At 31.8% G+C, this 22,303-nt stretch carries 21 protein-coding genes; 11 read left to right on the forward strand and 10 right to left on the reverse strand.

What is annotated here, in order from left to right; all coding sequences use genetic code 11:
* Nucleotides 1-42: 42 nt before the first annotated feature.
* The 11 genes from ACFSSB_RS02980 (at nt 43) to ACFSSB_RS03030 (ending at nt 11,404) form a co-directional block, all read left to right on the forward strand.
* Entirely contained in the window at nt 43-1,473 is a 1,431-nt protein-coding gene (locus tag ACFSSB_RS02980) for an ATP-dependent DNA helicase (protein WP_379900801.1), read from the forward strand.
* 34 nt (nt 1,474-1,507) lie between these two features.
* Nucleotides 1,508-2,074, forward strand: coding sequence for a DUF4126 domain-containing protein (locus ACFSSB_RS02985; protein ID WP_379900803.1), 567 nt, complete (start codon nt 1,508-1,510; stop codon nt 2,072-2,074).
* Nucleotides 2,075-2,120: 46 nt separating this feature from the next.
* On the forward strand, nt 2,121-2,849 hold the full coding sequence (gene kdsB / locus ACFSSB_RS02990) for a 3-deoxy-manno-octulosonate cytidylyltransferase (RefSeq protein ID WP_379900805.1): 729 nt from the start codon (nt 2,121-2,123) through the stop codon (nt 2,847-2,849).
* Between the two features lie 57 nt (nt 2,850-2,906).
* Nucleotides 2,907-3,608: an HAD family hydrolase gene (locus tag ACFSSB_RS02995; RefSeq protein ID WP_379900807.1), complete on the forward strand. Its 702-nt coding sequence runs from the start codon at nt 2,907-2,909 to the stop codon at nt 3,606-3,608.
* 70 nt (nt 3,609-3,678) lie between these two features.
* A complete protein-coding gene (locus tag ACFSSB_RS03000; protein WP_379900809.1) occupies nt 3,679-4,761 on the forward strand; it encodes an iron-containing alcohol dehydrogenase family protein in 1,083 nt (360 codons plus the stop codon).
* Nucleotides 4,762-4,810: 49 nt separating this feature from the next.
* Nucleotides 4,811-5,320, forward strand: a complete 510-nt coding sequence (locus ACFSSB_RS03005; protein ID WP_379900811.1) for a 1-acyl-sn-glycerol-3-phosphate acyltransferase — start codon at nt 4,811-4,813, stop codon at nt 5,318-5,320.
* Between the two features lie 294 nt (nt 5,321-5,614).
* A complete protein-coding gene (locus ACFSSB_RS03010; RefSeq protein WP_379900813.1) occupies nt 5,615-8,674 on the forward strand; it encodes a phage tail protein in 3,060 nt (1,019 codons plus the stop codon).
* Nucleotides 8,652-9,599, forward strand: a complete 948-nt coding sequence (locus tag ACFSSB_RS03015; protein ID WP_379900815.1) for a C25 family cysteine peptidase — start codon at nt 8,652-8,654, stop codon at nt 9,597-9,599. The genes ACFSSB_RS03010 and ACFSSB_RS03015 overlap by 23 nt, the downstream gene beginning before the upstream one ends.
* Nucleotides 9,596-9,832, forward strand: coding sequence for an acyl carrier protein (locus ACFSSB_RS03020; RefSeq protein ID WP_379900817.1), 237 nt, complete (start codon nt 9,596-9,598; stop codon nt 9,830-9,832). The genes ACFSSB_RS03015 and ACFSSB_RS03020 overlap by 4 nt, the downstream gene beginning before the upstream one ends.
* Nucleotides 9,819-10,964: a beta-ketoacyl-[acyl-carrier-protein] synthase family protein gene (locus tag ACFSSB_RS03025; RefSeq protein ID WP_379900819.1), complete on the forward strand. Its 1,146-nt coding sequence runs from the start codon at nt 9,819-9,821 to the stop codon at nt 10,962-10,964. The genes ACFSSB_RS03020 and ACFSSB_RS03025 overlap by 14 nt, the downstream gene beginning before the upstream one ends.
* Nucleotides 10,958-11,404 (forward strand): hypothetical protein, encoded by a 447-nt coding sequence (locus ACFSSB_RS03030; RefSeq protein ID WP_379900821.1) that lies wholly within the window; start codon nt 10,958-10,960, stop codon nt 11,402-11,404. The genes ACFSSB_RS03025 and ACFSSB_RS03030 overlap by 7 nt, the downstream gene beginning before the upstream one ends.
* 209 nt (nt 11,405-11,613) lie before the next feature.
* Here the strand turns inward: ACFSSB_RS03030 and ACFSSB_RS03035 are convergent, their stop codons facing one another.
* From ACFSSB_RS03035 to thrC, 10 genes are all read right to left on the reverse strand, one after another.
* The gene (locus tag ACFSSB_RS03035; protein WP_379900823.1) at nt 11,614-13,107 is read right to left on the reverse strand and encodes a carboxypeptidase-like regulatory domain-containing protein; all 1,494 of its coding nucleotides are present in this window, start codon (nt 13,105-13,107) and stop codon (nt 11,614-11,616) included.
* 172 nt (nt 13,108-13,279) lie between these two features.
* Nucleotides 13,280-14,002 carry a YebC/PmpR family DNA-binding transcriptional regulator gene (locus ACFSSB_RS03040; protein WP_379900825.1) on the reverse strand — a complete coding sequence of 241 codons (723 nt, stop codon included), beginning with the start codon at nt 14,000-14,002 and terminating at the stop codon, nt 13,280-13,282.
* A 212-nt stretch (nt 14,003-14,214) separates the two neighbouring features.
* Nucleotides 14,215-14,511 carry a 4a-hydroxytetrahydrobiopterin dehydratase gene (locus tag ACFSSB_RS03045; RefSeq protein ID WP_379900827.1) on the reverse strand — a complete coding sequence of 99 codons (297 nt, stop codon included), beginning with the start codon at nt 14,509-14,511 and terminating at the stop codon, nt 14,215-14,217.
* 19 nt (nt 14,512-14,530) lie between these two features.
* On the reverse strand, nt 14,531-15,358 hold the full coding sequence (locus ACFSSB_RS03050; protein WP_379900829.1) for a sugar nucleotide-binding protein: 828 nt from the start codon (nt 15,356-15,358) through the stop codon (nt 14,531-14,533).
* 17 nt (nt 15,359-15,375) lie between these two features.
* Entirely contained in the window at nt 15,376-16,290 is a 915-nt protein-coding gene (locus ACFSSB_RS03055; protein WP_379900831.1) for a glutaminase, read from the reverse strand.
* 1 nt (nt 16,291) lies between these two features.
* Nucleotides 16,292-17,362, reverse strand: a complete 1,071-nt coding sequence (gene gcvT, locus ACFSSB_RS03060) for a glycine cleavage system aminomethyltransferase GcvT (RefSeq protein ID WP_379900833.1) — start codon at nt 17,360-17,362, stop codon at nt 16,292-16,294.
* 152 nt (nt 17,363-17,514) lie between these two features.
* The gene (locus tag ACFSSB_RS03065; RefSeq protein ID WP_379900835.1) at nt 17,515-18,984 is read right to left on the reverse strand and encodes a potassium/proton antiporter; all 1,470 of its coding nucleotides are present in this window, start codon (nt 18,982-18,984) and stop codon (nt 17,515-17,517) included.
* 229 nt (nt 18,985-19,213) lie between these two features.
* A complete protein-coding gene (locus tag ACFSSB_RS03070) occupies nt 19,214-19,984 on the reverse strand; it encodes an SDR family NAD(P)-dependent oxidoreductase (RefSeq protein ID WP_379900837.1) in 771 nt (256 codons plus the stop codon).
* A gap of 120 nt (nt 19,985-20,104) precedes the next feature.
* Nucleotides 20,105-20,905 carry a DUF1853 family protein gene (locus ACFSSB_RS03075; RefSeq protein WP_379900839.1) on the reverse strand — a complete coding sequence of 267 codons (801 nt, stop codon included), beginning with the start codon at nt 20,903-20,905 and terminating at the stop codon, nt 20,105-20,107.
* Nucleotides 20,906-20,979: 74 nt separating this feature from the next.
* Nucleotides 20,980-22,272 (reverse strand): threonine synthase, encoded by a 1,293-nt coding sequence (gene thrC / locus ACFSSB_RS03080; protein ID WP_379900841.1) that lies wholly within the window; start codon nt 22,270-22,272, stop codon nt 20,980-20,982.
* Between the last annotated feature and the right edge of the window lie 31 nt (nt 22,273-22,303).

The following is a 22,303-nucleotide window of genomic DNA, read 5'->3' on the forward strand; positions in this document are numbered from 1 at the left end:
CATTACTATATTTGATGAAATTTTATTAGACAGACCATATTAATGAACGCATCTCAATTTTATTCCCTTATAAAACAGCAGTTTCCATTCAAACCAACACCAAAACAAGATATTGTTTTATTACAACTTTCTGAATTTATTTTTTCAAAATCACCAAATGCGTTATATTTATTAAAAGGATATGCAGGAACAGGAAAAACCACCATTATTGGTACTATTGTTACGCATTTATGGAAAGCTAAAAAAAGCGCAGTACTAATGGCACCAACAGGTCGTGCGGCAAAAGTAATTTCTAATTATTCTAAAAAGGAAGCCTTTACTATTCATAAAAAAATATACTTTCCTAAAAAAAATAAAGGAGGAGGAGTAAACTTTGTTTTACAACCTAATAAACATAAAAACACCATTTTTATAGTAGATGAAGCTTCTATGATTTCAGATACTGCTAGTGATTCTAAACTTTATGAAAACGGTTCTTTGTTAGATGATTTAATGCGTTATGTGTATTCTGGGCATCAATGTAAACTATTATTAATAGGTGATACAGCACAATTACCTCCTGTAAAATTAGATATAAGTCCTGCTTTAGATGAAAACACTTTAAGTTTAAGTTATGATAAAGACGTTACTAAAATGGAGCTAGATGAAGTAGTACGTCAAGAACAGGATTCTGGTATTTTAGAAAATGCAACCATTTTACGTGAAGCACTTTCTAGTGCTTTTGTAGATACCTTTAAGTTTGAACTAAAATCCTTTAAAGACATTGTTAGGCTTGTTGATGGTTATGAAATTATGGATGCCATTAACGATTCTTATAGTAATTTAGGAAATGAAGAAACAGCCATTATTGTTAGAAGCAACAAAAGAGCTAACCTATATAACCAACAAATTAGAGAACGTATTTTATTTAATGAAAACGAACTATCTGCTGGTGATTACTTAATGGTAGTAAAAAATAATTACTATTGGATTAAACCTACAACCGAAGCTGGTTTTATAGCAAATGGTGATATTATTGAAGTATTAGAAATATTCTCTATTCAAGAACTATATGGTTTTCGTTTTGCTGAAGTAAAAATACGAATGGTTGATTACCCAAAAATGAAACCTTTTGAAACCGTTTTACTATTAGATACTATTACTGCAGAAACCCCTTCATTAGCCTATGAAGACTCTAACCGATTGTATCAAGAAGTGCAAAAAGACTTTCAAGACGAAACCAGTAACTATAAAAAGTTTTTAAAAATAAAACAGAATAAACACTTTAATGCTTTACAAGTAAAATTCTCTTATGCTATTACTTGCCATAAATCACAAGGTGGACAATGGAATACTGTTTTTGTAGAACAACCATACCTACCAAATGGTATTGATACAGATTATTTACGCTGGTTGTATACTGCAATTACAAGAGCAAAAGAAAAATTATACCTTATTGGTTTTAAAGATGATTTTTTTCAAGAAGAATTTTAACACTAGGTAGCAAAGTGCTAAACCAATTATATAAATGACTACAGAAACTATTTTAAGTATATTTTTAGGTGTAGGACTTGCAGCCTCTGTAGGTTTTAGAGTTTTTGTACCATTATTTGCATTAAGTTTAGCAGCACATTTTAATCTTTGGGAACTAAATGATTCTTGGCAATGGATTGGTAGTTTAACTGCAGTTGTAACCCTTGGTGTTGCTACTATAGTTGAAATTTTTGCGTATTACATTCCGTTAGTAGATAACCTATTAGATACTATTGCTGTGCCTTTAGCAGCAATAGCAGGAACAGCAGTTATGGTTTCTACAGTTGCAGATTTAAGTCCTGTAATAACTTGGGCATTAGCCATAATAGCAGGAGCAGGAACTGCCACAGCAGTTGCAGGAACCTCTAGTGCAACAAGGTTAGCATCTACCACTACAACTGCTAGTGTAGCCAACCCTGTAATTTCTACTTTAGAAACAGGTACAGCTATTGTTATGTCTATTATTTCCTTATTTCTTCCTGTTTTAGCTATACTACTAGTTATCATTATTCTCTTTATAATTTATAGGCTTTATAAAAAGTTTAAATCTACTAAGACATAAAATCTATTTTAAATGTTATATTTTTGTATCTATATTATTATTGTATATGAAAATAATTTCCATGATTCCTGCACGTTATAGTGCATCTCGTTTTCCAGGCAAGCTTATGCAAGACCTTAATGGTAAAACGGTAATTCTTCGTACTTATGAAGCCACAAAAGCAACCAATTTATTTGATGATGTTTTTGTAGTAACCGATAGCGAAATCATTTTTAAAGAAATTACTAGTCATGGCGGAAAAGCAATCATGAGCCTAAAAGAGCATGAATGTGGTAGTGATAGAATTGCTGAAGCTGTAGAAAATCTAGATATTGATATTGTTGTAAATGTTCAAGGTGATGAACCTTTTACCGAAGTAGCTTCGTTAAAAAAACTAATAGAGGTTTTTAAAAAAGATACAGAAAAGCAAGTAGATTTAGCTTCTTTAATGGTACATATTACAGACCAAGAAGAAATAAAAAACCCGAATACAGTAAAGGTAATTGTAGATCAAAATAACTTTGCTTTATACTTTTCACGAAGCCCAATTCCGTACCCAAGAGCAACAGATGTAGGAGCTAAATACTATAAACATAAAGGGGTTTATGCTTTTAGAAAAGAAGCATTACTAGATTTTTATAGATTACCAATGTTACCATTAGAAGCTTCAGAAAAAATTGAATGTATTCGCTATTTAGAATATGGTAAACGTATTAAAATGGTAGAAACTAACGTACAAGGAGTTGAAATAGATACACCTGAAGATTTAGAAAGAGCTAAAAAACTATGGAAGTAATTGTATTATTTTACGAAATAATAGAAACTTACCTTGTAGTTAAAAAACTTAAAATAATTGAATAAAGAATATCAAAATATAAAAGTAATTGGCTTTGATGCAGACGATACACTTTGGGTAAACGAAACTTATTTTCGTGATGCAGAGTTAGAATTTGCAAAGCTTTTAGGAGGTTTTGAAACTGCTAATAAAGTAGATCAAGAACTCTTTAAAATGGAAATGAAAAATTTACCACTGTATGGTTACGGAGTAAAGGGATTTGTTTTATCTATGGTAGAAATGGCTTTAGAACTATCTAATTATACCATTTCTAATAAAACCATAGAACAGATTTTAAACATTGGTAAACAAATGCTAAATGAACCTGTAGAACTGCTAGATGGAGTAGAAGAAACCTTAGAGGCTTTATCAGGAAAATACAAGCTAATTGTTGCTACAAAAGGCGATTTATTAGATCAAGAACGAAAGCTAGAAAAATCAGGATTATTAGATTATTTTCATCATATTGAAGTATTAAGTGATAAAAAAGAAGCAAATTATTCTAAATTATTAAACCATTTAGATATAAATCCTTCCGAATTTTTAATGGTAGGTAATTCTTTAAAATCAGATATATTACCATTAATAAATATTAAAGCACATGCTGTACACGTACCTTTTCACACCACTTGGGCACACGAGCAAGTAACTGAAAAAGAAACTAATGGCAAAGCTTTTAAAACAATTAAAAACGTAAAAGATATTTTGAAATTTTTATAAAAAAAATCAAAATAGATATACAGTATAATAAATAGTGTTATTTTTATTTTTTAAAAAGGAAACTAATTAAATGACTTATAAAAATTATCCAATGGTGTCCAGAGTAGTTTATGGACGCGGAAGTTTCAATCAATTGAACGAAATTTTATCGCCTAAACGTAAAAACGCTAAAGCACCATTTATATTTTTAGTAGACGATGTGTTTAAAGGAAACGCTTGGTTAACCTCTAGAATTCCTTTATCGTATGATGATAAATTAATTTACATCTCTGCAAACGAAGAACCAAAAACATCACAAGTAGATGAATTGGTAGAACAAATTATTCTTAACTATAAAGAAACACCATCTGGTATCATTGGTATTGGTGGTGGTACTCTTTTAGATTTAGCAAAAGCGGTTGCTTTAATGCTAACCAATAAAGGTGAAGCAAAAGACTATCAAGGTTGGGATTTAATTAAAAATCCTGGAATTTACCACGTTGGTATACCTACCATTTCTGGTACAGGTTCTGAAGTTTCTAGAACGACTATTTTAACAGGTCCTGTTAGAAAATTAGGAATAAATAGCGATTATACTCCATTTGATCAAGTAATATTAGATCCAGAATTAACTAAAGACGTACCTAAAAACCAATGGTTTTATACAGGTATGGATTGTTTTGTTCACTGTATCGAGTCTTTAAATGGTACTTATTTAAATACTTTTAGCCAAAGTTATGGTGAAAAAGCATTAGAGCTTTGCAAAGAAATTTTTCTTGAAGATACCTTAACCGAAAAAGAAGCAGCAGATAAATTAATGATGGCTTCTTGGCATGGAGGTATGAGTATTGCTTACTCGCAAGTAGGTGTAGCGCACGCTATGAGTTATGGTTTAGGTTATTTACTAGGTGTAAAACATGGTGTTGGTAACTGTATTGTTTTTGAGCATCTTGAAGAATACTATCCAGAAGGTGTAGCTATGTATAAAGCCATGAGAGACAAGCATAATATAAGCATTCCTCAAGGTGTTTGTGCAGACTTAAGTGATAAAGAATTTGATATCATGATAGATGTTGCTTTAAGTTTAGAGCCTCTTTGGGAAAATGCCATTGGTAAAAACTGGAAAAAAACAATTACAAGAGAAAAACTTAAAGCTCTTTATTTAAAAATGTAATGCTTACTAAATGTTAACTATTCTATACAAGTTTATATATTTTAAATTAATGAAATGGAAACTCATTGGCGAGTTTCCAAAAGATTTAAAAAAGTATATTATTATAGCAGTTCCACATACGAGTTGGCATGACTTTTATATTGGTTTACTTATTCGAAGAATAACAAATACAAAAATTAACTTTTTAGGAAAAAAAGAACTTTTCTTATGGCCTTTTGGTTACTATTTTAGAGCAGTAGGAGGTACTGCATTAGACAGAACTCCTGGTCAAAATAAAGTAGAAGCAATAGCGAAACTTTTTGAAACTAAAGAAGAATTACGATTAACACTAGCTCCAGAAGGCACGCGTAAAAAAGTATCTGAATGGAAAACAGGTTTTTATCACATTGCAAAAGCAGCAAACGTGCCAATTGTAATGGTAACTTTTGATTTTGCCAATAAACAAAACAAGATTTCAAAACCCTTTTATCCTACAGATAACATTGAAGCAGATTTTGATTTTATGTATGCTTTTTTTAAAGGTGTTAAAGGAAAAATTCCTGAAAAATCTTTCCGTTAAAACAGGTTGTCTTTTTCATCCTTTTCTATTTAAATTGTGCAAATATTCTTTTTGCATTTCTATATATGTATACTAAAACATTAACGTTTTTATATAAATATTTTGGTGTATATAATTATTTTGTTTTGCAATTAGCTGACTTGCAGCTTATTGTGTTTGTTTTTAACTTTAGTTTTATTACATTTGTAATCCTCCTTAAATCGTATAGTAGTATTTATTTCCTAAAATACATGCACTGATACTAATAAATATTCATATTTCTTTTAGTGGCATTAACTTTTAAAACCATAAACCATGGGAAAGAAAAGAACCACACCTAAAAAATCTGCTTCTAAAAAAAAGGTAGTAGCTACAAAGCTGACAAAAGCGGCATTAGAAAAAAAACTAGAATCGCGTAAAAAAAAGCTTAGTAAAACGAAGTTTATTACTGGTAAAAATTCCATTTTAACCGCATTAGAATCCGCTTCTTTCCGAAGTAAAAAGTCGGTAACAGATGCTGTTAAAAATTGCAAGTACAAAGCAATAGAACTAGCACCAGCCGTAAGAATGATGTTTAAAGAAAGTGAAAATAAAGCTGTTAAACTATCTGAATCATACGCAAAAACCATTAAAGAGCCAAAAGAGCATAGAGAGTTTTTTCAAGGTGTAGCGCAAATGGATAAGAAAGAACGTCGTGCAGTTATTAAGGGATATAGAAATGCAAACCAAGCTAGGGGTGTTGTACATGCTATGAGCCAATTACCAAGGCAGCAATGCAGAACATTAATGCAAGATTTTGTATTTGATGAAGGAGGTAAAAAAGATAAGCAAGGGGTTAAAGAAGTAATGGTTTGGCTTCGTGATGCAGGTGCACAAATGCGAAAAATAGAAGGACATACTCCTGTTTTTCCTGATGGAGAAACAGACGATGCAGTTGTAGAGTTTTTTGAAGATGTTGCAGACGCAATTTCTGATGCAGTCACAGCAATTGTAGACGGACTTACCGAGTTATTTGAGGATTTAGCAGAAGCAATTGCTGATGTGGTAAATTGGGTTGTTGAAGAAATAGCAAGTCTAGCCAGGGCCTTGGTAGAGGCAGGAAAGCAAATTTGGGAAGTTTTAAAAGCTGCCGCAGAATACTCTTATTCCGTAGTTAAAAAGTTTGTGGAAGCCATACAACTTATTGGAAAAACCTTTATAGAAATCATGGAAGATGTTTTTGCTTTTGCAAAAGAAATAATAGAGTCTGTAATAAAAGCTATTGACCAATTAGGTGAAGTTTTTGCAGATTTATTAAAATGGCTGGCTACCAAAACCTATGAGTTTATAAAAGCAGGAGTAGAAGCATTGATAAGTATTGGTAAAACCATTGGAAATATTTTAAATCAAGCGCTACAATTTGGTATTACGCTTATAAGAAATACCGTAAGAGTACTTTTAGAAATAGGGGAAACCATTGGTTCTATTCTAGTTACTTTAGTTACACGTCCTAGAGATTTGTTAAATGAGGTAGTCAGAGCTTTTACCGAGCTAGGAAATACATTGGCAGATATTATTCAAGAAACTGCAAATGCAGCAGCAGACTTTGTAAATGAAGTAGTAAGAGCTGCAGCAGCCATTGGTACTGCTTTAGTTGAATTTACAGATTTTGTTATCACCACTACCAAAGAATTGGCTACAAAAATAGTAGATGGTTTACTAGCTGCAGGTAAAACATTATTAGATTTAGTGCAGACCATAGCAACCAAAAGTATTGCTGCCATTAAAAAAATTGTAGAAGCTGCTTTTGAGTTAGGTAAATCTATGGTAAGTATTTTAAAAGACGTTTTTGATCTAACAGTAGACTTATTAAAAGAAACTATTAAAGCAATGTTAGAAATTGGTAGACAAATTGTTGAGTTTACTAAATCTATGATTGAGTTTACTTATAAAAGTGCAGCTAGGCTCATTGAAGCTGCTCTTGCTGCTGGAGCAACTATTGCAGAAATTTTAGAATCTGTTATTGAAGAAACATATTTTGTTTTCAGAAAAATAGTAAACGGTATATTACAAGCATTGGGCCCTGTTGGTGATGTTTTTGAATGGTTGATTGAAAGAGGTGAAGACTTAGCTTCTGAGTTATGGAGACAAGCAGTATTGGCAATTCGTTTTGTAAAAGAATCTGTTACAGAAATAATGGATTGGGCTTTAGAACAAGTAGACGCTATGTTTGATAGAATTCTAGAACTCGTTGAAGATATTGGTAGCCGTATTTCTGAAGTTATCGATTGGGCAATTGCAGTTGGTGATGCTGCTTTAGAATTTTTAGGAGAGGCTACAGAAAGAATAGGTAATTCTATAAGTTATGTACTTAATTATCTTGAAAAAGATTTTATACCTGGAATTAGAAAATTTGTGGAGGGTGCATTAAAGGCAGCAAGTGCAATTGCTGGATTAATTGCTTGGGTTGCTAATAAAACCTTTGAAATCATGCGAGAAGTACTTTTGGGTGCCTTAGCTGCGGGCGTTGCTTTAGCTACCTTGTTAACAGAAATTATGTTGCATCCCGATCAGGCACTCGATCTTTTTATTGCAGCAGCTAGAGATATAGGAAACTCTATGCAAGATATTTACCAATCTGTTTTAGATACTGGAGAAGAATTTTTAGAAGAAGTAACACAAACACTTCGTGAACTTGGTGAATCTGTAGAAGAAATGCTTGAAGCCGTATTTGAAGTAAGCGCAGGAATGCTAGGTGCTACCATATCTGTTTTATTCGAAATGCTTGGTACCTACAGAAGTTTAAACGCAGAAGAGATTGCAGATGGTCAATTTGTTTTTGGTGATGCCATTGATTGGAATAATACATTTATTGCCAAAGAAGGGGCTTTAAACGATATTGTTTTTGGTGTTCAAGACTTCTTTACCGGTAATCCAAATTCTCGTGCCTTTGTAACCGGGAATTTAATTAATTTTGATATAGATGATGACTTTAGTAGAGGTACCTTAATTCATGAATTAACACATGTTTGGCAAAACCAAAATGTTGGTCCTGTGTATTTAGCACATGCGGTAGGAGCTCAGCTCATTGGAACGGGCTACAACTATGGTTATAACGAAGGTGCAGCAGATGTTTCAATAACCATCCCTAATGCTTTTTATACTCCTGTTGGTACACCTCCTTCAAGAAACATGACCAATGCTTCTGAAGGATTTTGGACAGGAGAAGGAGGTGAAACCGTTTTAGACAATGCAGCTTCTTTTAGTGATTTTAATGAGGAGCAACAAGGGCAAGTTTTAATGCAATATTTTGTTAGAGCTCGTTTATTAGGTCAAACAGGAACAGATATTAATAGATTTCAACCTTTTGTAGATGAAGTTAAAGCAGCAGCATAAAACCATCTTAATTGTAAAACCAGAGTTTTCTTCCAATATTCAATTGGAAGAAAATTTTCTGTTGCTTAAAAATAGCTATCAAAAACATGGCATTGATGTAGATATTATAGCGTATAACATGCTACCTAGTTATTCTGAAATTCAAAGACAAGTAAAAAATCAAGACGCTGTTTTACTAATTGGAGATGCAAAATTTTTTCCTAAAAACGCATTAAAATTTCCCTTTATTACAACTAAGGATAATAAGAAAATACCTATTTCTTGGTTTCCTTTAAGAAACAGTAAAGATTTACTAACCTTTACTAAAACAGTATATCAAGTGCATAGTAGAAAACAAGAGCGCTGTGCTATAGCATTATTATCACAAAGACATCCTAGGTTTACAAGAATTGTAGATAGAATGGCTACCATTTTGAAAACACCGAATGTGTCCCCATACAAATGGAGTAGTGATTTACTGTTAAGAGAAAGTATGATTGAAGGCCTAGAGAGTGGTCTTGGTTTAGCTACCTATTTTGGCCACGGTAGACCCATAGGTTGGGTTGGGTATTACGGTTTGCGGTCGCATCATTTTAACAGTCAAAACACGAAACCTGTTGGTGCTTTACTTTCTTTATGTTGCAAAACAGCAAGTAGAAAAAATATTTCTATTTCGTTTTGTGAGCAATTGGTTTTAGATGGTAAAACAGCTGTGAGTTTTGGAGCTGTAGATAGTACTTTGCATACAGACAATACACGCTGGTCTGTTGGTATTACTAAAGCTTTAATTGGCGGGGCAAGTACCATTGCAGAATTAATTATAGAAGCAATTCCTAAAAACTTATCGGCATACACGCATTATAGATTAATTGGAGATCCTTTGGCTCCAATTTATTCTACTAACAAAGCCGCAACATTTGCTAACAGTATAAAATTATACCCATGAAAAACAGCATAAAAAATACCATTTTATCTCATTTTAGAGATGTAAAACCTAAACTAAAAATTGCTTCTCACGATGCAAATTTTAAACAGGAGCTAGGCGTAGATTCTTTAGATATGGCAGAGTTTATTGCTAGAATTGAACAGGAATACCGAATTGAAATTCCAGATACCGATTGGCCACAAATTGCTACCGTAAATCTTCTAGCAGAATACATACATAATGCAGGAAACTAATAAAATAGCTATTACCGGTTTAGGTGTAGTTTGTGCGCTAGCAGATAACACAAAAGATTTCTGGAATGCCTTACTTACAGATAATTCTAGTATAAAAAATTGGGAAGATTTAAAACAGGCAGATTTCAAATATACCCATGCTTGTCGTGTGGCCAATTTTGACTGCGATCCTTTGCATCGTGGCTTTTATTTTTCTGTTTCAGCTATAGAAGAAGCTTTAGCGCAAGCAAGATGTAAATCTACAGAGAATTGGGGCTTGTTTTTAGGCACTACCATGGGCGAAAGTGCGGCCTATGAAGCAATGGCAGAAAAAAAACAAACCTTTAATGCTGAAGAATATACAGGTTTTAGTATTTGTAAACGATTGGCAAATAAGTATCCAAAAATAAAAACATTTCAATGTTTTGCTACAGCGTGTGCAGCAGGAAATTATGCATTAAAAGCAGGAATGGATGCCTTGCTAAAAGGAGAAACTTCAATAGCAATAGTTGGCGGCGTAGATCCTTTTTCTAAAATTGCCATGACAGGTTTTAGCAGAAGTAGAGCCATGAGTGCCTCCGGAATTTGTAAACCTTTTGATAGGCATAGAGACGGAATGATTTTAGGGGAAGGAGCAGGATTTTTAGTTTTAGAAAAACTAGAAAATGCTATAAAACGAAAAACGAAAGTTCTTGCACTTTTAGAGGATTGTGCCTTGTCTTGTGATGCCTACCATCCCACAGCACCAAAACCAGATTCTTCTGGCATTATAGATTGTTTTGAGCATTTATTAAAAAGCAATACGCTTAATCACGATCAAATAGATTGGATTTCGGCACATGGTACCGGAACAAAATTATCCGATCAGTCAGAAGCACAAGCTATTACAAAAGTGTTTCATAGGCACAAACCCTATGTTTCTAGTATAAAACCAAAAATAGGGCATACATTGGGTGCTGCAACAGCTATAGAAGCAATAGTTTCTGTGCTTTCTATTCAGCATCAAACCATACCACATACCCTTAATTATAAGGATGCAGAATTTGATATTTTGATACCAAAAAAACCTGTTTTAACAAAGGTTGATAAGGTGTTAAATTGTGGTTATGCTTTTGGAGGACTAAACGCTATAACTTTATTTTCATCATGCTAATAAAATGGAAAACATTTAAGGCCAAGGGAGATTCGGAAGCAGATATCGCTACTCAGTTTGTGGCATCTGTTAAAGCTGAAAGGGATTTAGGGTTTTATAAAAACCAATCTGCCGTGTATTTTATTACCGCTAATGCCGGTAATTTTTCTTCTATTGCGTTTTGGGAAAATGCTTTACAACATAGCCCTAGATTTGCTAATCCCGGAATTTTTCCCTGGACACTTGCAAATGCAACTTCTGGTTATATTGCTAGGCAATTTGGAATAACAGGGCCTAATTATACTATTATTGAACCCCATTTAAATGAAGAACAGTTAATTTCTAATTACAAAATGGATAAATTAAAATATAACCTTAAAAATGCTATTTGTATAGAATGGCATATAAAAGCAGTAAAGAACCAACTTTCTGTTTTAGCAAAATGGACTATTTTACGCTAAATTAACCAAGGCTATGGTAATATAGATGGCAGTATTTTACACCTTTTATATAAGCAACTTGTTGTTTAATAGTCTTTTTTGGCATCATTTTTGAACTTTAAATGGTGTAGCAACTAATGAAACATAAAGTAAACATTACGTCCCTAAAAAGAAACATTAGCAAACTACAAACAAAAGCTATTTTAACTTAGGTTGAAGTAGCTTTTTTTTTAGTTTGATTCTTCTGTTTCTACTTTAAAGTTTTTCATATCATTTAAAGGTTCTAAAACATTATAGTCTGCCCAAATATTAGCATCGTAAGTTTTAGGGTTTTCAAAATCTATTTTTGTTTTTTCGGTAAAACTATTATAATCATTAGCTTGTATCTCTTTTTTAGAGAGAATTAAAAGTTCCGATTTTCCTTTAAAAGTTCCTTCAATTTTAAAGTTAAAAGCTACTTTATTTCTAGAATTATCATTTTCTATAAACTTAATAGGTCTGTTTACATAAAAGTACCTGTCAATTTGTTTGTTTATATAGCTAGGATAGTAGTAGTTATCTGTCGCTTTTTTATACACCACAATACCTTTTTGGTTTTTTTCAATATACTTAATACCAAACAAAAGTCTTAGGTTTAGTTTATCACCAACTCTGTTTTCATAAAAGGTATAATCTGCTCTAATTACTGCAAAACTTTCATTAGATACATACATGGTTCCTGTGTATAAAGCCGATGATCTTTTGGGTTTAAAATCTATAATATAAACCATTTCACTATCTAAAAAAGTAACATCTTTAAGTGTATATTTATACTTGTTGGTGTTTTTTACAAAGTCTAAACTAGCATCTGGATTCGCAAAATTACTATTACTAATTAGGTTAAAACTTTCGTTTTTAGCATGACGTAATGTGTTAACAGTATCTTGTCTTTTTTTTATTTCTTCTTTATTTAATGTAGCAGAATCTGTTACTTTAAAAAAGCCAGACTTAACGGTATACATTTTGTCTTTATCTAAATGTTTCATTACTATTTCTTGTCCGCGTTCTGCAAGACTCTCCATAGATTGGTTGTTTTTTTCATCACGTAAAGTAATGGCCTTTTCAACCTCTAGTTTTGCTTTTTCATTATTTAAAACCTTTAAAGCACCAACAAAATCTGTGTATTGTTTCGATTTATTATTTACTAAAGAAGTTTCTAATTTATCAAAATCATCATTAAAAGCTTGTAATTGTTTTCTTTTAAAACCTGTTGATTTTTTAATTTCAAAATCGGCATTATCACCAATAATATAATCTGTTTTTCTGCTAAATATTTTAAACTCGGTTAAATCTAATCGGTAATTATTTTTCACATTACGCTTCACATAATACATTATAGAATCTACAGATAAAGCTGTATGGTTTAAAAACACTTCAGAAAGTTCATTTATTTTTTCGGATAAAACATATTCTTTAGAAGTAAAATCTTTAAGAAGAAATGCGTTTTTTTCATAACCTAAACAAGAGATAGTAACCGAATCGGTTTCTTTAAAACCTTTGGTATCTATAGAAAAATTTCCTTCTTCATTAGAAATAACACCATATTCATTACCAATTTGAATGGTTGCAAAAGGTACGGTTTCCTTAGTGTTAGAAGTTATGGTACCAGAGATAGTTTGGGCTTGCGTAGTTTGATTATAAAAAGCGCTAATAGAGATAAAAAATAGTAGGTATTTAAATTTCATAGACATGCTTTTTATTAAAACGTTTTACTTGATATAATGTTACAAAAAAAAACCTAAACAATTTGTTTAGGTTTTATTAAAATTACTATAATAATTTTGCTTGTTACTGTTAAATACCTATTGTAATCTACTACATTATAGTTTATTAAATAGGAGGTAACAATTTATGTTTTTACTCTTCTGTAGATTCTTCCATAGTATGATATACGTTTTGTACATCATCATTTTCTTCTAGTTTTTCAAGAAGTTTTTCTACATCTGCAGCCTCTTCAGCGCTAAGTTTTTTGGTTACTTGTGGTATACGTTCAAAACCAGAAGATAAGATTTCAATACCTCTAGATTCTAATTCTGCTTGTATAGCACCAAAACTTTCAAAAGGAGCGTAGATTAAAATTCCGTCATCATCGGCAAAAACTTCTTCTGCACCAAAGTCAATAAATTCTAATTCTAGTTCTTCAGGATCTAATCCTTCTGCATTAATTCTAAAATTACAAGTATGGTCAAACATAAAAACTACAGAACCAGAAGTACCTAAACTACCATCACATTTATTAAAATAGCTTCTTACATCAGCAACAGTACGTGTATTATTATCTGTAGCAGTTTCTACTAAAACAGCAATACCATGTGGCGCATAACCTTCAAAAATTACTTCTTTATAATCGCCTTGACTTTTATCGCTTGCACGTTTTATGGCACGCTCAATATTGTCTTTAGGCATGTTTACAGACTTTGCGTTTTGAATAACTGCCCTTAAACGCGAATTAGTATCAGGATCTGGACCTCCTTCTTTAACAGCCATTACAATGTCTTTACCAATACGAGTAAAGGCTTTACTCATTGCAGACCAACGTTTCATTTTACGTGCTTTACGAAATTCAAAAGCTCTTCCCATTAAAAATATATGTTTTTAGTTTCCTTGAAGCCCGAGAACTATTCGGAAGGAAAATTTATTAAAAAATTTATTAAGACAAATTTAAAAAAAGTACAGCAAACAGCAACACGTGAAGATTAGATATTTTTTAGTAATTTGTATTTAATATACTTGGCCTAAAGCCTATAAATAGCAACGGTTTTACTCTTTTAAGTATTTGCTGTATACTATTTTTATTCGTCTTCTGGTATCACAATAGCATCAATGGCTTCTGCAAGTTTAAAATCTTTTTTTGTTACTCCGTTTACGCTATGTGTACTTAGTGTAATTTTTAAAATATTATACACATTACTCCATTCTGGATGGTGGTTTTGTGCTTCGCATTCAAAAGCAATTCTGCTCATAGCACTAAAACAGTCTTTAAAGTTGTCAAACTCAAATTCTGCATGAAGTGCATTATCAAAATAATACCAATCAGGAAAATGAAGTAAGCGTTGTTCTATGTTTTCTTCGGAAAGTTTATCTAGCATTATATGATTTTTTTATACACTACAAAATACTCATTTTAAGCACTTCTTTGCTCTGTATTTGTAAGTTTTTTGGTAATAAATTTTCTTTTGGTAAAACGGCTAAATATCTATCGTCATTTGTAGTATAGACTTGCTTATAAATAGGCTTGTAGAAAATTAATGAAGACACAATTTCTTTTATAAATTCATCATGATGTATTAAATCTGTGCTTCCTAGATGAAAAATTCCAGATTTATTTCTGTTAATGATGTAATGAATTTGTTGCGATAGCTTATCGTCTGTAGTAACGTTAATGATTAAGTTAGGAAAGATTTCTATTGGTAATTTTTCTTTTAGAAGTGTTTTTATTTCTTCAACTCTAGGAGCTCCTTGTCCAAAAATCATAGGTAATCTTAAAATGGCCCATTTACGTTTTGGTAAACGCATAAGCATATTTTCAATTTTTATTTTAAAATGGCCATAAATACTAGCACTTAAGGTTTTATCTAGCTCGTAACTTGGGTAATTTTTATAGGCATCAAAAACATTGGCAGAAGATAGAAATATAATTTTGCAATCGTGTTGTTTTACATATTCTGTTATATGTTGATGTGCTATAGTTTGTGTGGCAAAGTTTCCGCGAAGCGAAGAAATAATAATACTTGGTTTGGTAGCTTCAAGAATTTCTACCACATCATCTTCTTCGTGGTTATAATGAAAAAATTGTTTGTTTTTTTCTAAGCTATTTGTAGGTGTTGCATAGGTGCCAAAAACTCTAAAATAGGCGCATAGCTCTTTGTAAATAGCATTACCAATAAAGCCATTTACACCAAGTATAAGTATTTTGTGTTTTTTTTTATGCAACATGAATGGAGCAAATCTTTTTAAAAAATAGAAAGTTTAGTTTTGGTCGTAAAAGCTTCTAAAGCTTGCATACCAATTTTAGAATTTCCTCTTGGGTTTAGTCCTGGAGACCATGTAGAAATTACAAAATTATTAGGCAATAAGGCTACAATACCACCACCAACACCACTTTTTCCTGGTAAACCTACCTCGAAAGCAAATTCTCCAGCTTCGTCATAAAAACCACAGGTTAGCATAATGGCATTAATACGTTTTATTTGACTTGTAGTTAACCAAGTTTTGTTTTGTTGGCAAACACCATGGTTAGCAAATATATAAAAGGCATTGGTTAGTTGCTCGCAATTCATTTCTAACGAGCACATGTAAAAATAGAAATCAAGCACTTTATCTACTTCATTTTCTAAATTTTGATAAGATTTTAAAAGATAGGCTGCAGCATAATTAGTATACCCTGTAGCTTTTTCTGATGCAGCAACAGCTGGATTATATGTTATGGTTTGGTCATTTGCTAAATCACGAACAAAATGTAAAAACTCTTCTTTAGGGTTTTTTAATTGCGAAACTAAAATGTCTGCAATAACAATAGCACCAGAATTAATAAAGGGATTTCTAGGAATTCCGTTTTCTAATTCTAATAAAGATAATTGGTTAAAAGGGTCTCCTGAAGGTTCTACATCCATGCGTTTCCAAAGTGCATTTCCTTGTAATTGAAAAGCCAAAGAAAGGGAAAGCACTTTAGAAATACTTTGAATGGAAAACGGAACTTGCGAGTCACCAACCGAAAAATTTTCGCCTGAAATTAACTTTAAATGAATGCCAAAATTATTGACATCAATATGAGATAATTCAGGAATATAATTAGCAACTAATCCACGATTAATTTCATCTTTTAATTGCTTGTGAATGCTGTTAATTACTTGTTGAAAATCTTGCATGTTACCCTTTATAAAATGGTAATTTTACTACTGTTGCAGGAACAGCATTTTTACGTATTTGTATGTTTATTTTGCTATTTACATCAGCAAAAACAGTAGGTACATAACCAAGACCAATACCTTTACCTAGCATAGGACTCATGGTTCCTGATGTTACTTCACCAATTTTTTTACCCTGACCATCTACTATATCATAACCATGACGAGGAATTCCTCTTTCATCTAACTCAAAAGCAATAAGTTTACGTTCTACACCACGACTTTTTTGTTCTTGTAAAGCTTCAGAATTAGTAAACTCTTTAGTGAATTTTGTAACCCATCCTAAACCAGCTTCAATAGGAGAAGTAGTATCATCTATATCATTTCCGTACAGGCAATATCCCATTTCTAAACGCAAGGTATCTCTTGCAGCTAGACCTATAGGTTTTGCTCCAGCTTCGGTAACTTTATCCCAAATTTGTTTTACTTCGGTATTTTTGCAATAAATTTCAAATCCACCACTTCCTGTGTAACCAGTAGCAGAGATAATAACGTTTTCAATTCCTGCAAAATCACCAACTTCAAAATTGTAGAATTTAATAGCAGCTAAATCATGACTTGTAAGACTTTGCATTGCTTCAACCGCTTTAGGACCTTGAATAGCAAGTAAAGAGTAGTCTTCACTTAAATCACGCATTTCTGCACCAACATCATTTTTAGAACTAATCCAGTTCCAATCTTTTTCAATATTACTAGCATTTACTACTAATAAATATTGTTCTTCTTTAAGTTTATAGATAATTAAATCATCTACAATTCCTCCATCATCATTTGGTATACAACTGTATTGCGCTTTACCAATAGTAAGTTTGCTAGCATCATTACTACATGTTTTTTGAATTAAAGCAAGTGCATTAGGACCAGTAATTAAGAATTCTCCCATATGACTTACATCAAAAACACCAACGCTTTTTCTTACCGTTTCGTGTTCTATGTTTACACCTTCGTATTGAACAGGCATGTTGTAACCAGCAAAAGGAACCATTTTTGCTCCTAAAGCTTCATGAGTTGCAGTTAATGCAGTATTTTTCATAAAGAATATATTTTTTATTTCCGTGAAGTCGGAAACCTATGTTATTGAATTATTGAAAAACAAAAGTATTGAAAAATATTGAGTTGGTTTTTAGGAATAGGATTAAATAATGCTTTAAATATAAAAGCGAAGTAATGCTTAAAATTTTTTGTCTAATCCTTCTTTCTTTTTAGTGTTTTATATACTTCATCAAAAACAACAGGTCTATCGGCAAGTACAATTAAGGTGTCTTTGGCATCAATTATTGTTAAACCGTTGGGTACTATATAAGAATCTCCTCTTCTAATCATTGCAATTATTGCGTTTTTAGGAAAACCCAATTCTACAATTTTTTTATCTACAGCAAAACAATCAGGAGTTATTAAAAGCTCTTTCATTTCGGCCTTTGGGTTTTCTTCTAAGAGTAAATCTGTAGCTGATAATTTTTTTTGTGTTTCTGGTAAACCTACATCTAACCATTTTGCAACAATAGATAAGGTGGTACCTTGAATTAATATAGAGGTTACAGATATAAAAAATACAATATTAAAGATCATGTTTGCTTTGTCAATTCCTGCTAAAAGAGGATAAGTAGCAAATACAATAGGAACAGCGCCACGTAAACCAACCCAAGAAATATAAAATCTTCTTTTCATTTTCATTTTGAAAAACATAAGACTTATAAAAACACCAATAGGTCTAGCAACAATAATTAAAAACAAGGAAATAAGAAGTCCGATTCCCATATACGGAATGATTTGAGAAGGAAATACAAGTAATCCTAAAGTAAGGAATAATACAATTTGCATTAACCAAGCCAAACCATCAAACATTTTTAAAATGGTTTTTTTATGTATTAAATCTTGATTTCCTAAATATACAGCACAAATGTAAATAGCTAAAAACCCATTACCACCAACAAAATCTGTAGCAGAAAATGTAATAAACATTAAGGTTATTACTAAAACAGGATATAAACCTTCAAAATCTAATTTTATGTTATTGATGATGTATTTACTAAGCATACCAAAAGAAATACCTAGAATACCACCCAAAATCATTTGCTGGAAAAATAAAGGAATAATAGATAAAAAGCTTTTATCTTGATTAATTACTAACGTTAAAAAGGCTAGAGTAAGCACATATGCCATAGGATCATTACTACCACTTTCTAACTCTAAAGTAGGTCTTAAATTGGTTTTAAGCGCCAAACTTTTAGAACGAAGAATAGAAAATACAGCTGCAGCATCTGTTGAAGAAACTATAGAACCTAATAAGAGACTCTCATAAATGGTAAAATCTGTAATAAACCAAACAAAAGTACCAAGCGAAAGTGCTGTTAACAAAACCCCTAAAGTAGATAAAGCAATACCTTCTTTAAGTATAGGTTTTACAGCTTTCCAATTGGTGTCTAATCCACCAGAAAACAAGATAAAATTTAAGGATACAATACCAATAAATTGCGCTAGTTTAGGATCGTCAAAACGAATACCACCAATTCCATCAGAACCTGCAAGCATTCCTATTGCTAAAAACAATAATAAAGTTGGTACACCAAACTTATAAGATGTTTTTCCTGCAATAATACTAATGAGTAGTAATAGAGAGCCAACTAGTAATATGTTTTCAATGGTTAATTGCATTCTTTTTATTATAAATAATATAAGGTAAATATACTGCTAGTTGTTTAAAATAGCGTAGTAAATTAATGTAGATTTTATTTTTTACCGAAAAAATAAAGGAATTTAAATTTAATATTTAAAAGTAAATAGGTGTAGCTTCTTAAACTGGTAATTTGTTATAAACAAGGAGTTTAAAAAGAATGCTTACTTTGAAATTTTAAAGCTTTTAGTAGTTACTACTAAGGATTGTTTAACGCGCCATCCAACCTCCATCTACCAGTAGAACACTTCCATGCATATAGTTAGAAGCATTGGAGCATAAAAACACAATAGGACCAGAAAAATCCTCTGGATTTCCCCAACGCTCTGCAGGAATTCTAGAAAGAATAGCTTCAGAACGTGTGTTGTCTTTTTGTAAGGCTTTGGTATTATCTGTACTAATATAACCAGGAGCAATGGCATTTACATGTACGCCACTTTTAGCCCATTCATTAGCAAAGGCTTTTGTTATTTGTGCAATAGCACCTTTACTAGCAGCATAGCTAGGTACTGTAATTCCGCCTTGAAAAGTGAGTAACGATGCTGTAAATACTATTTTACCAGAACCTCTAGCTACCATTTCTTTTCCTATTTCTCTAGTAAGTATAAATGGAGCCGTTTGGTTTACTGCAATCACTTCATCCCATATTTCATTATTATGTTCTATAGCAGGAGCACGTTGTATGGTTCCTGCGTTGTTTACTAAAATATCTATAACAGGAAAGTCTTTTTTTACTTCTTCAATAAAATCCTGCAAAGCCTCACGATTACTAAAATTGCATGTATATGCTGTAAAGCTACGACCTGTTTTTTGAACCGCTTTTTCAATAGCACTTCCTGATTTTTCTAAACTTGCACTTACACCAATAATATCTGCGCCAGCTTCTGCTAGAGCAATAGCCATTGCCTTACCAATACCTCTTTTGCAACCAGTAACTAATGCTACTTTTCCGTTTAATTGAAATTGATTTAATACACTCATAAAAAAACTAGTTATTAGGTTTGTAAAATAAGTAAAATGGAATAGTTACCATTGCAATTTGGTTTCGATTTTAAAGAAACTATTGTTATATAACTACAGCATTACAACGAATTAAAAAAATTACCACCAAACTACAAAGCATTTTTCGGTTTCATTATTTGGTTTTTTAATCCAACATAAAGGTGATTTTTCATGATTTAAAAGAAGCTTTACTTCGGTTATAAATGAAGCATAATCAAGCCACGTATTTGGGTTGGGTTTATAAATTAACCAATCTTTTTTTTCTGGAATAAAAAACGCACAATCTGCAAATTGTTCTAATTGATTTAAGTAGTAGTAATATCCTTGAATGCATGCAGGATTTACAAGTTTAGTTGTTGCTTTTTTTACAGAATAAGGCATGTATAATTGTGCCTTAAAACAGACTTGTTGTTGTATCGTTTCTGCAGGTATGCCTATTTTTTGAAGTAAGGGTTTGGTTTGTTTATGGTAGAGTAGTGGTAGCTGTTTTTCTTTTAGTTTGGTAAGTTTTTCAAGAAAACTATCTTTTCTATTCGGACCAATAAAATGTTCTATTTCTGTAACACCAACAGTTTCATCATACAAATAAAATTTATAGATAATTTCTAGATGAATGGGTTGCTCTTCCTTTTTTAAAAGACAATCTATTTCGCCAATAGTACGTTTTCCGTTTTGTATCTGAACATTTTCTGCTAAAATACTAACCGAATCATCTTCTTTTAGCTGTATACTAACAAAGCGTTCAACTAATTTACCAAGTCTTAATTTAGAATTTTTTAAATCGTTTGCTTTTAAAACCGTATTTAATAATTGAAATTGTTGCATACCAAATATGGTGTTTTCTAACCACAAATTAGGTGTGTTTAGAAAGCCTTGGTATTGCAATTGTATGTTTTTCATTCTTATAAAAACAGAAATATATTTTTAATATTTTAAAGGATTCTTGCTTTTTTTAGGAATGACAACGCATTTCATTATTGCAACAAGAAATCTTTTAAATCTTGATAGGTACTAATTTTAGTAGCTTCTTTTTCTTTGTGCATTACTGCTTGAATTTGTTTTGGTAATTCCTGCTTTTGAGGAATAACTTCTTCTACCACATCTAAAAATTTAGTAGGATGCGCAGTTTCTAAAAACACACAATGTGCATCTGGATTTTCTTGCAAATAAGATTTACATCCTAAATAACCTACAGCTCCATGAGGATCTGCAACATAGTTATAATTGTTGTAAATTTCAAGCATAGCTTCTTTAGTAGCAGCATCTGTAAAGCTATATGAAGACAGGTTGTCTTTTAAGCTTTCAAAATTATTTTTATAAATTTCTTGAATACGAATAAAGTTACTTGGGTTACCAACATCCATAGCATTACTAATGGTTTGTACAGAAGCCTTTGGGTTATATTCTTCGGTTTGTAAGTATTTAGTAACTACGTTGTTTTCGTTATTAGAAGCTATAAAATGTTTAATAGGCAAGCCTAATTGTTGTGCCATCATTCCTGCACAAACGTTTCCAAAGTTTCCGCTAGGTACAGAAAAAACGATCTCTTTATGTGTTTTATGTAGCTGTTTGTAGGCAAACATAAAATAGAAAAGCTGTGGTAACCAACGTGCAACATTAATAGAATTAGCAGAAGTTAATTGCATTTTACTGGTTAAGGAATCGTCTAAAAAAGCACGTTTTACCATGTCTTGGCAATCATCAAAAACACCATCAACTTCTAGAGCTTTAATATTTTGACCTAAAGTAGTCAATTGTTTTTCTTGAATATCACTTACTTTTCCTGAAGGATATAATATTACCACATTAACTCCTTTTACACCAAGAAATCCGTTAGCTACAGCTCCTCCTGTATCTCCAGAAGTGGCAACTAAAACAGTAACTTCATTGGTGTTGTTTTGGTTAAAATAGCCTAAACATCTTGCCATAAATCGAGCACCAACATCTTTAAATGCCATGGTAGGACCATGAAATAACTCTAAAGTAGATATGTGATCGTTTAATTGTACTACAGGAAAATCAAAAGCAAGTGTTTCTTCAACAATAGTTTTTAATACCTCTTCTGGAATTTCTGGTGAAACAAACTGTTTAATAGCTTGAAAAGCAATTTCAGAATAGGATAAATCGTCTATATTATCAAAAAAAGATTTTGGTAAAGGCGTAATACTTTCTGGAAAATATAATCCTTTATCAGGAGCTAATCCTTTTATAACAGCATCTTTAAATGTTGTATTTGGTGCCTTATGGTTTAAACTGTAGTAATTCATCTTTATTTTCCGCGAAAGCGGTAATATTTTA

It is taken from the genome of Lacinutrix gracilariae (assembly GCF_042684485.1).
GTDB lineage: Bacteria > Bacteroidota > Bacteroidia > Flavobacteriales > Flavobacteriaceae > Oceanihabitans > Oceanihabitans gracilariae.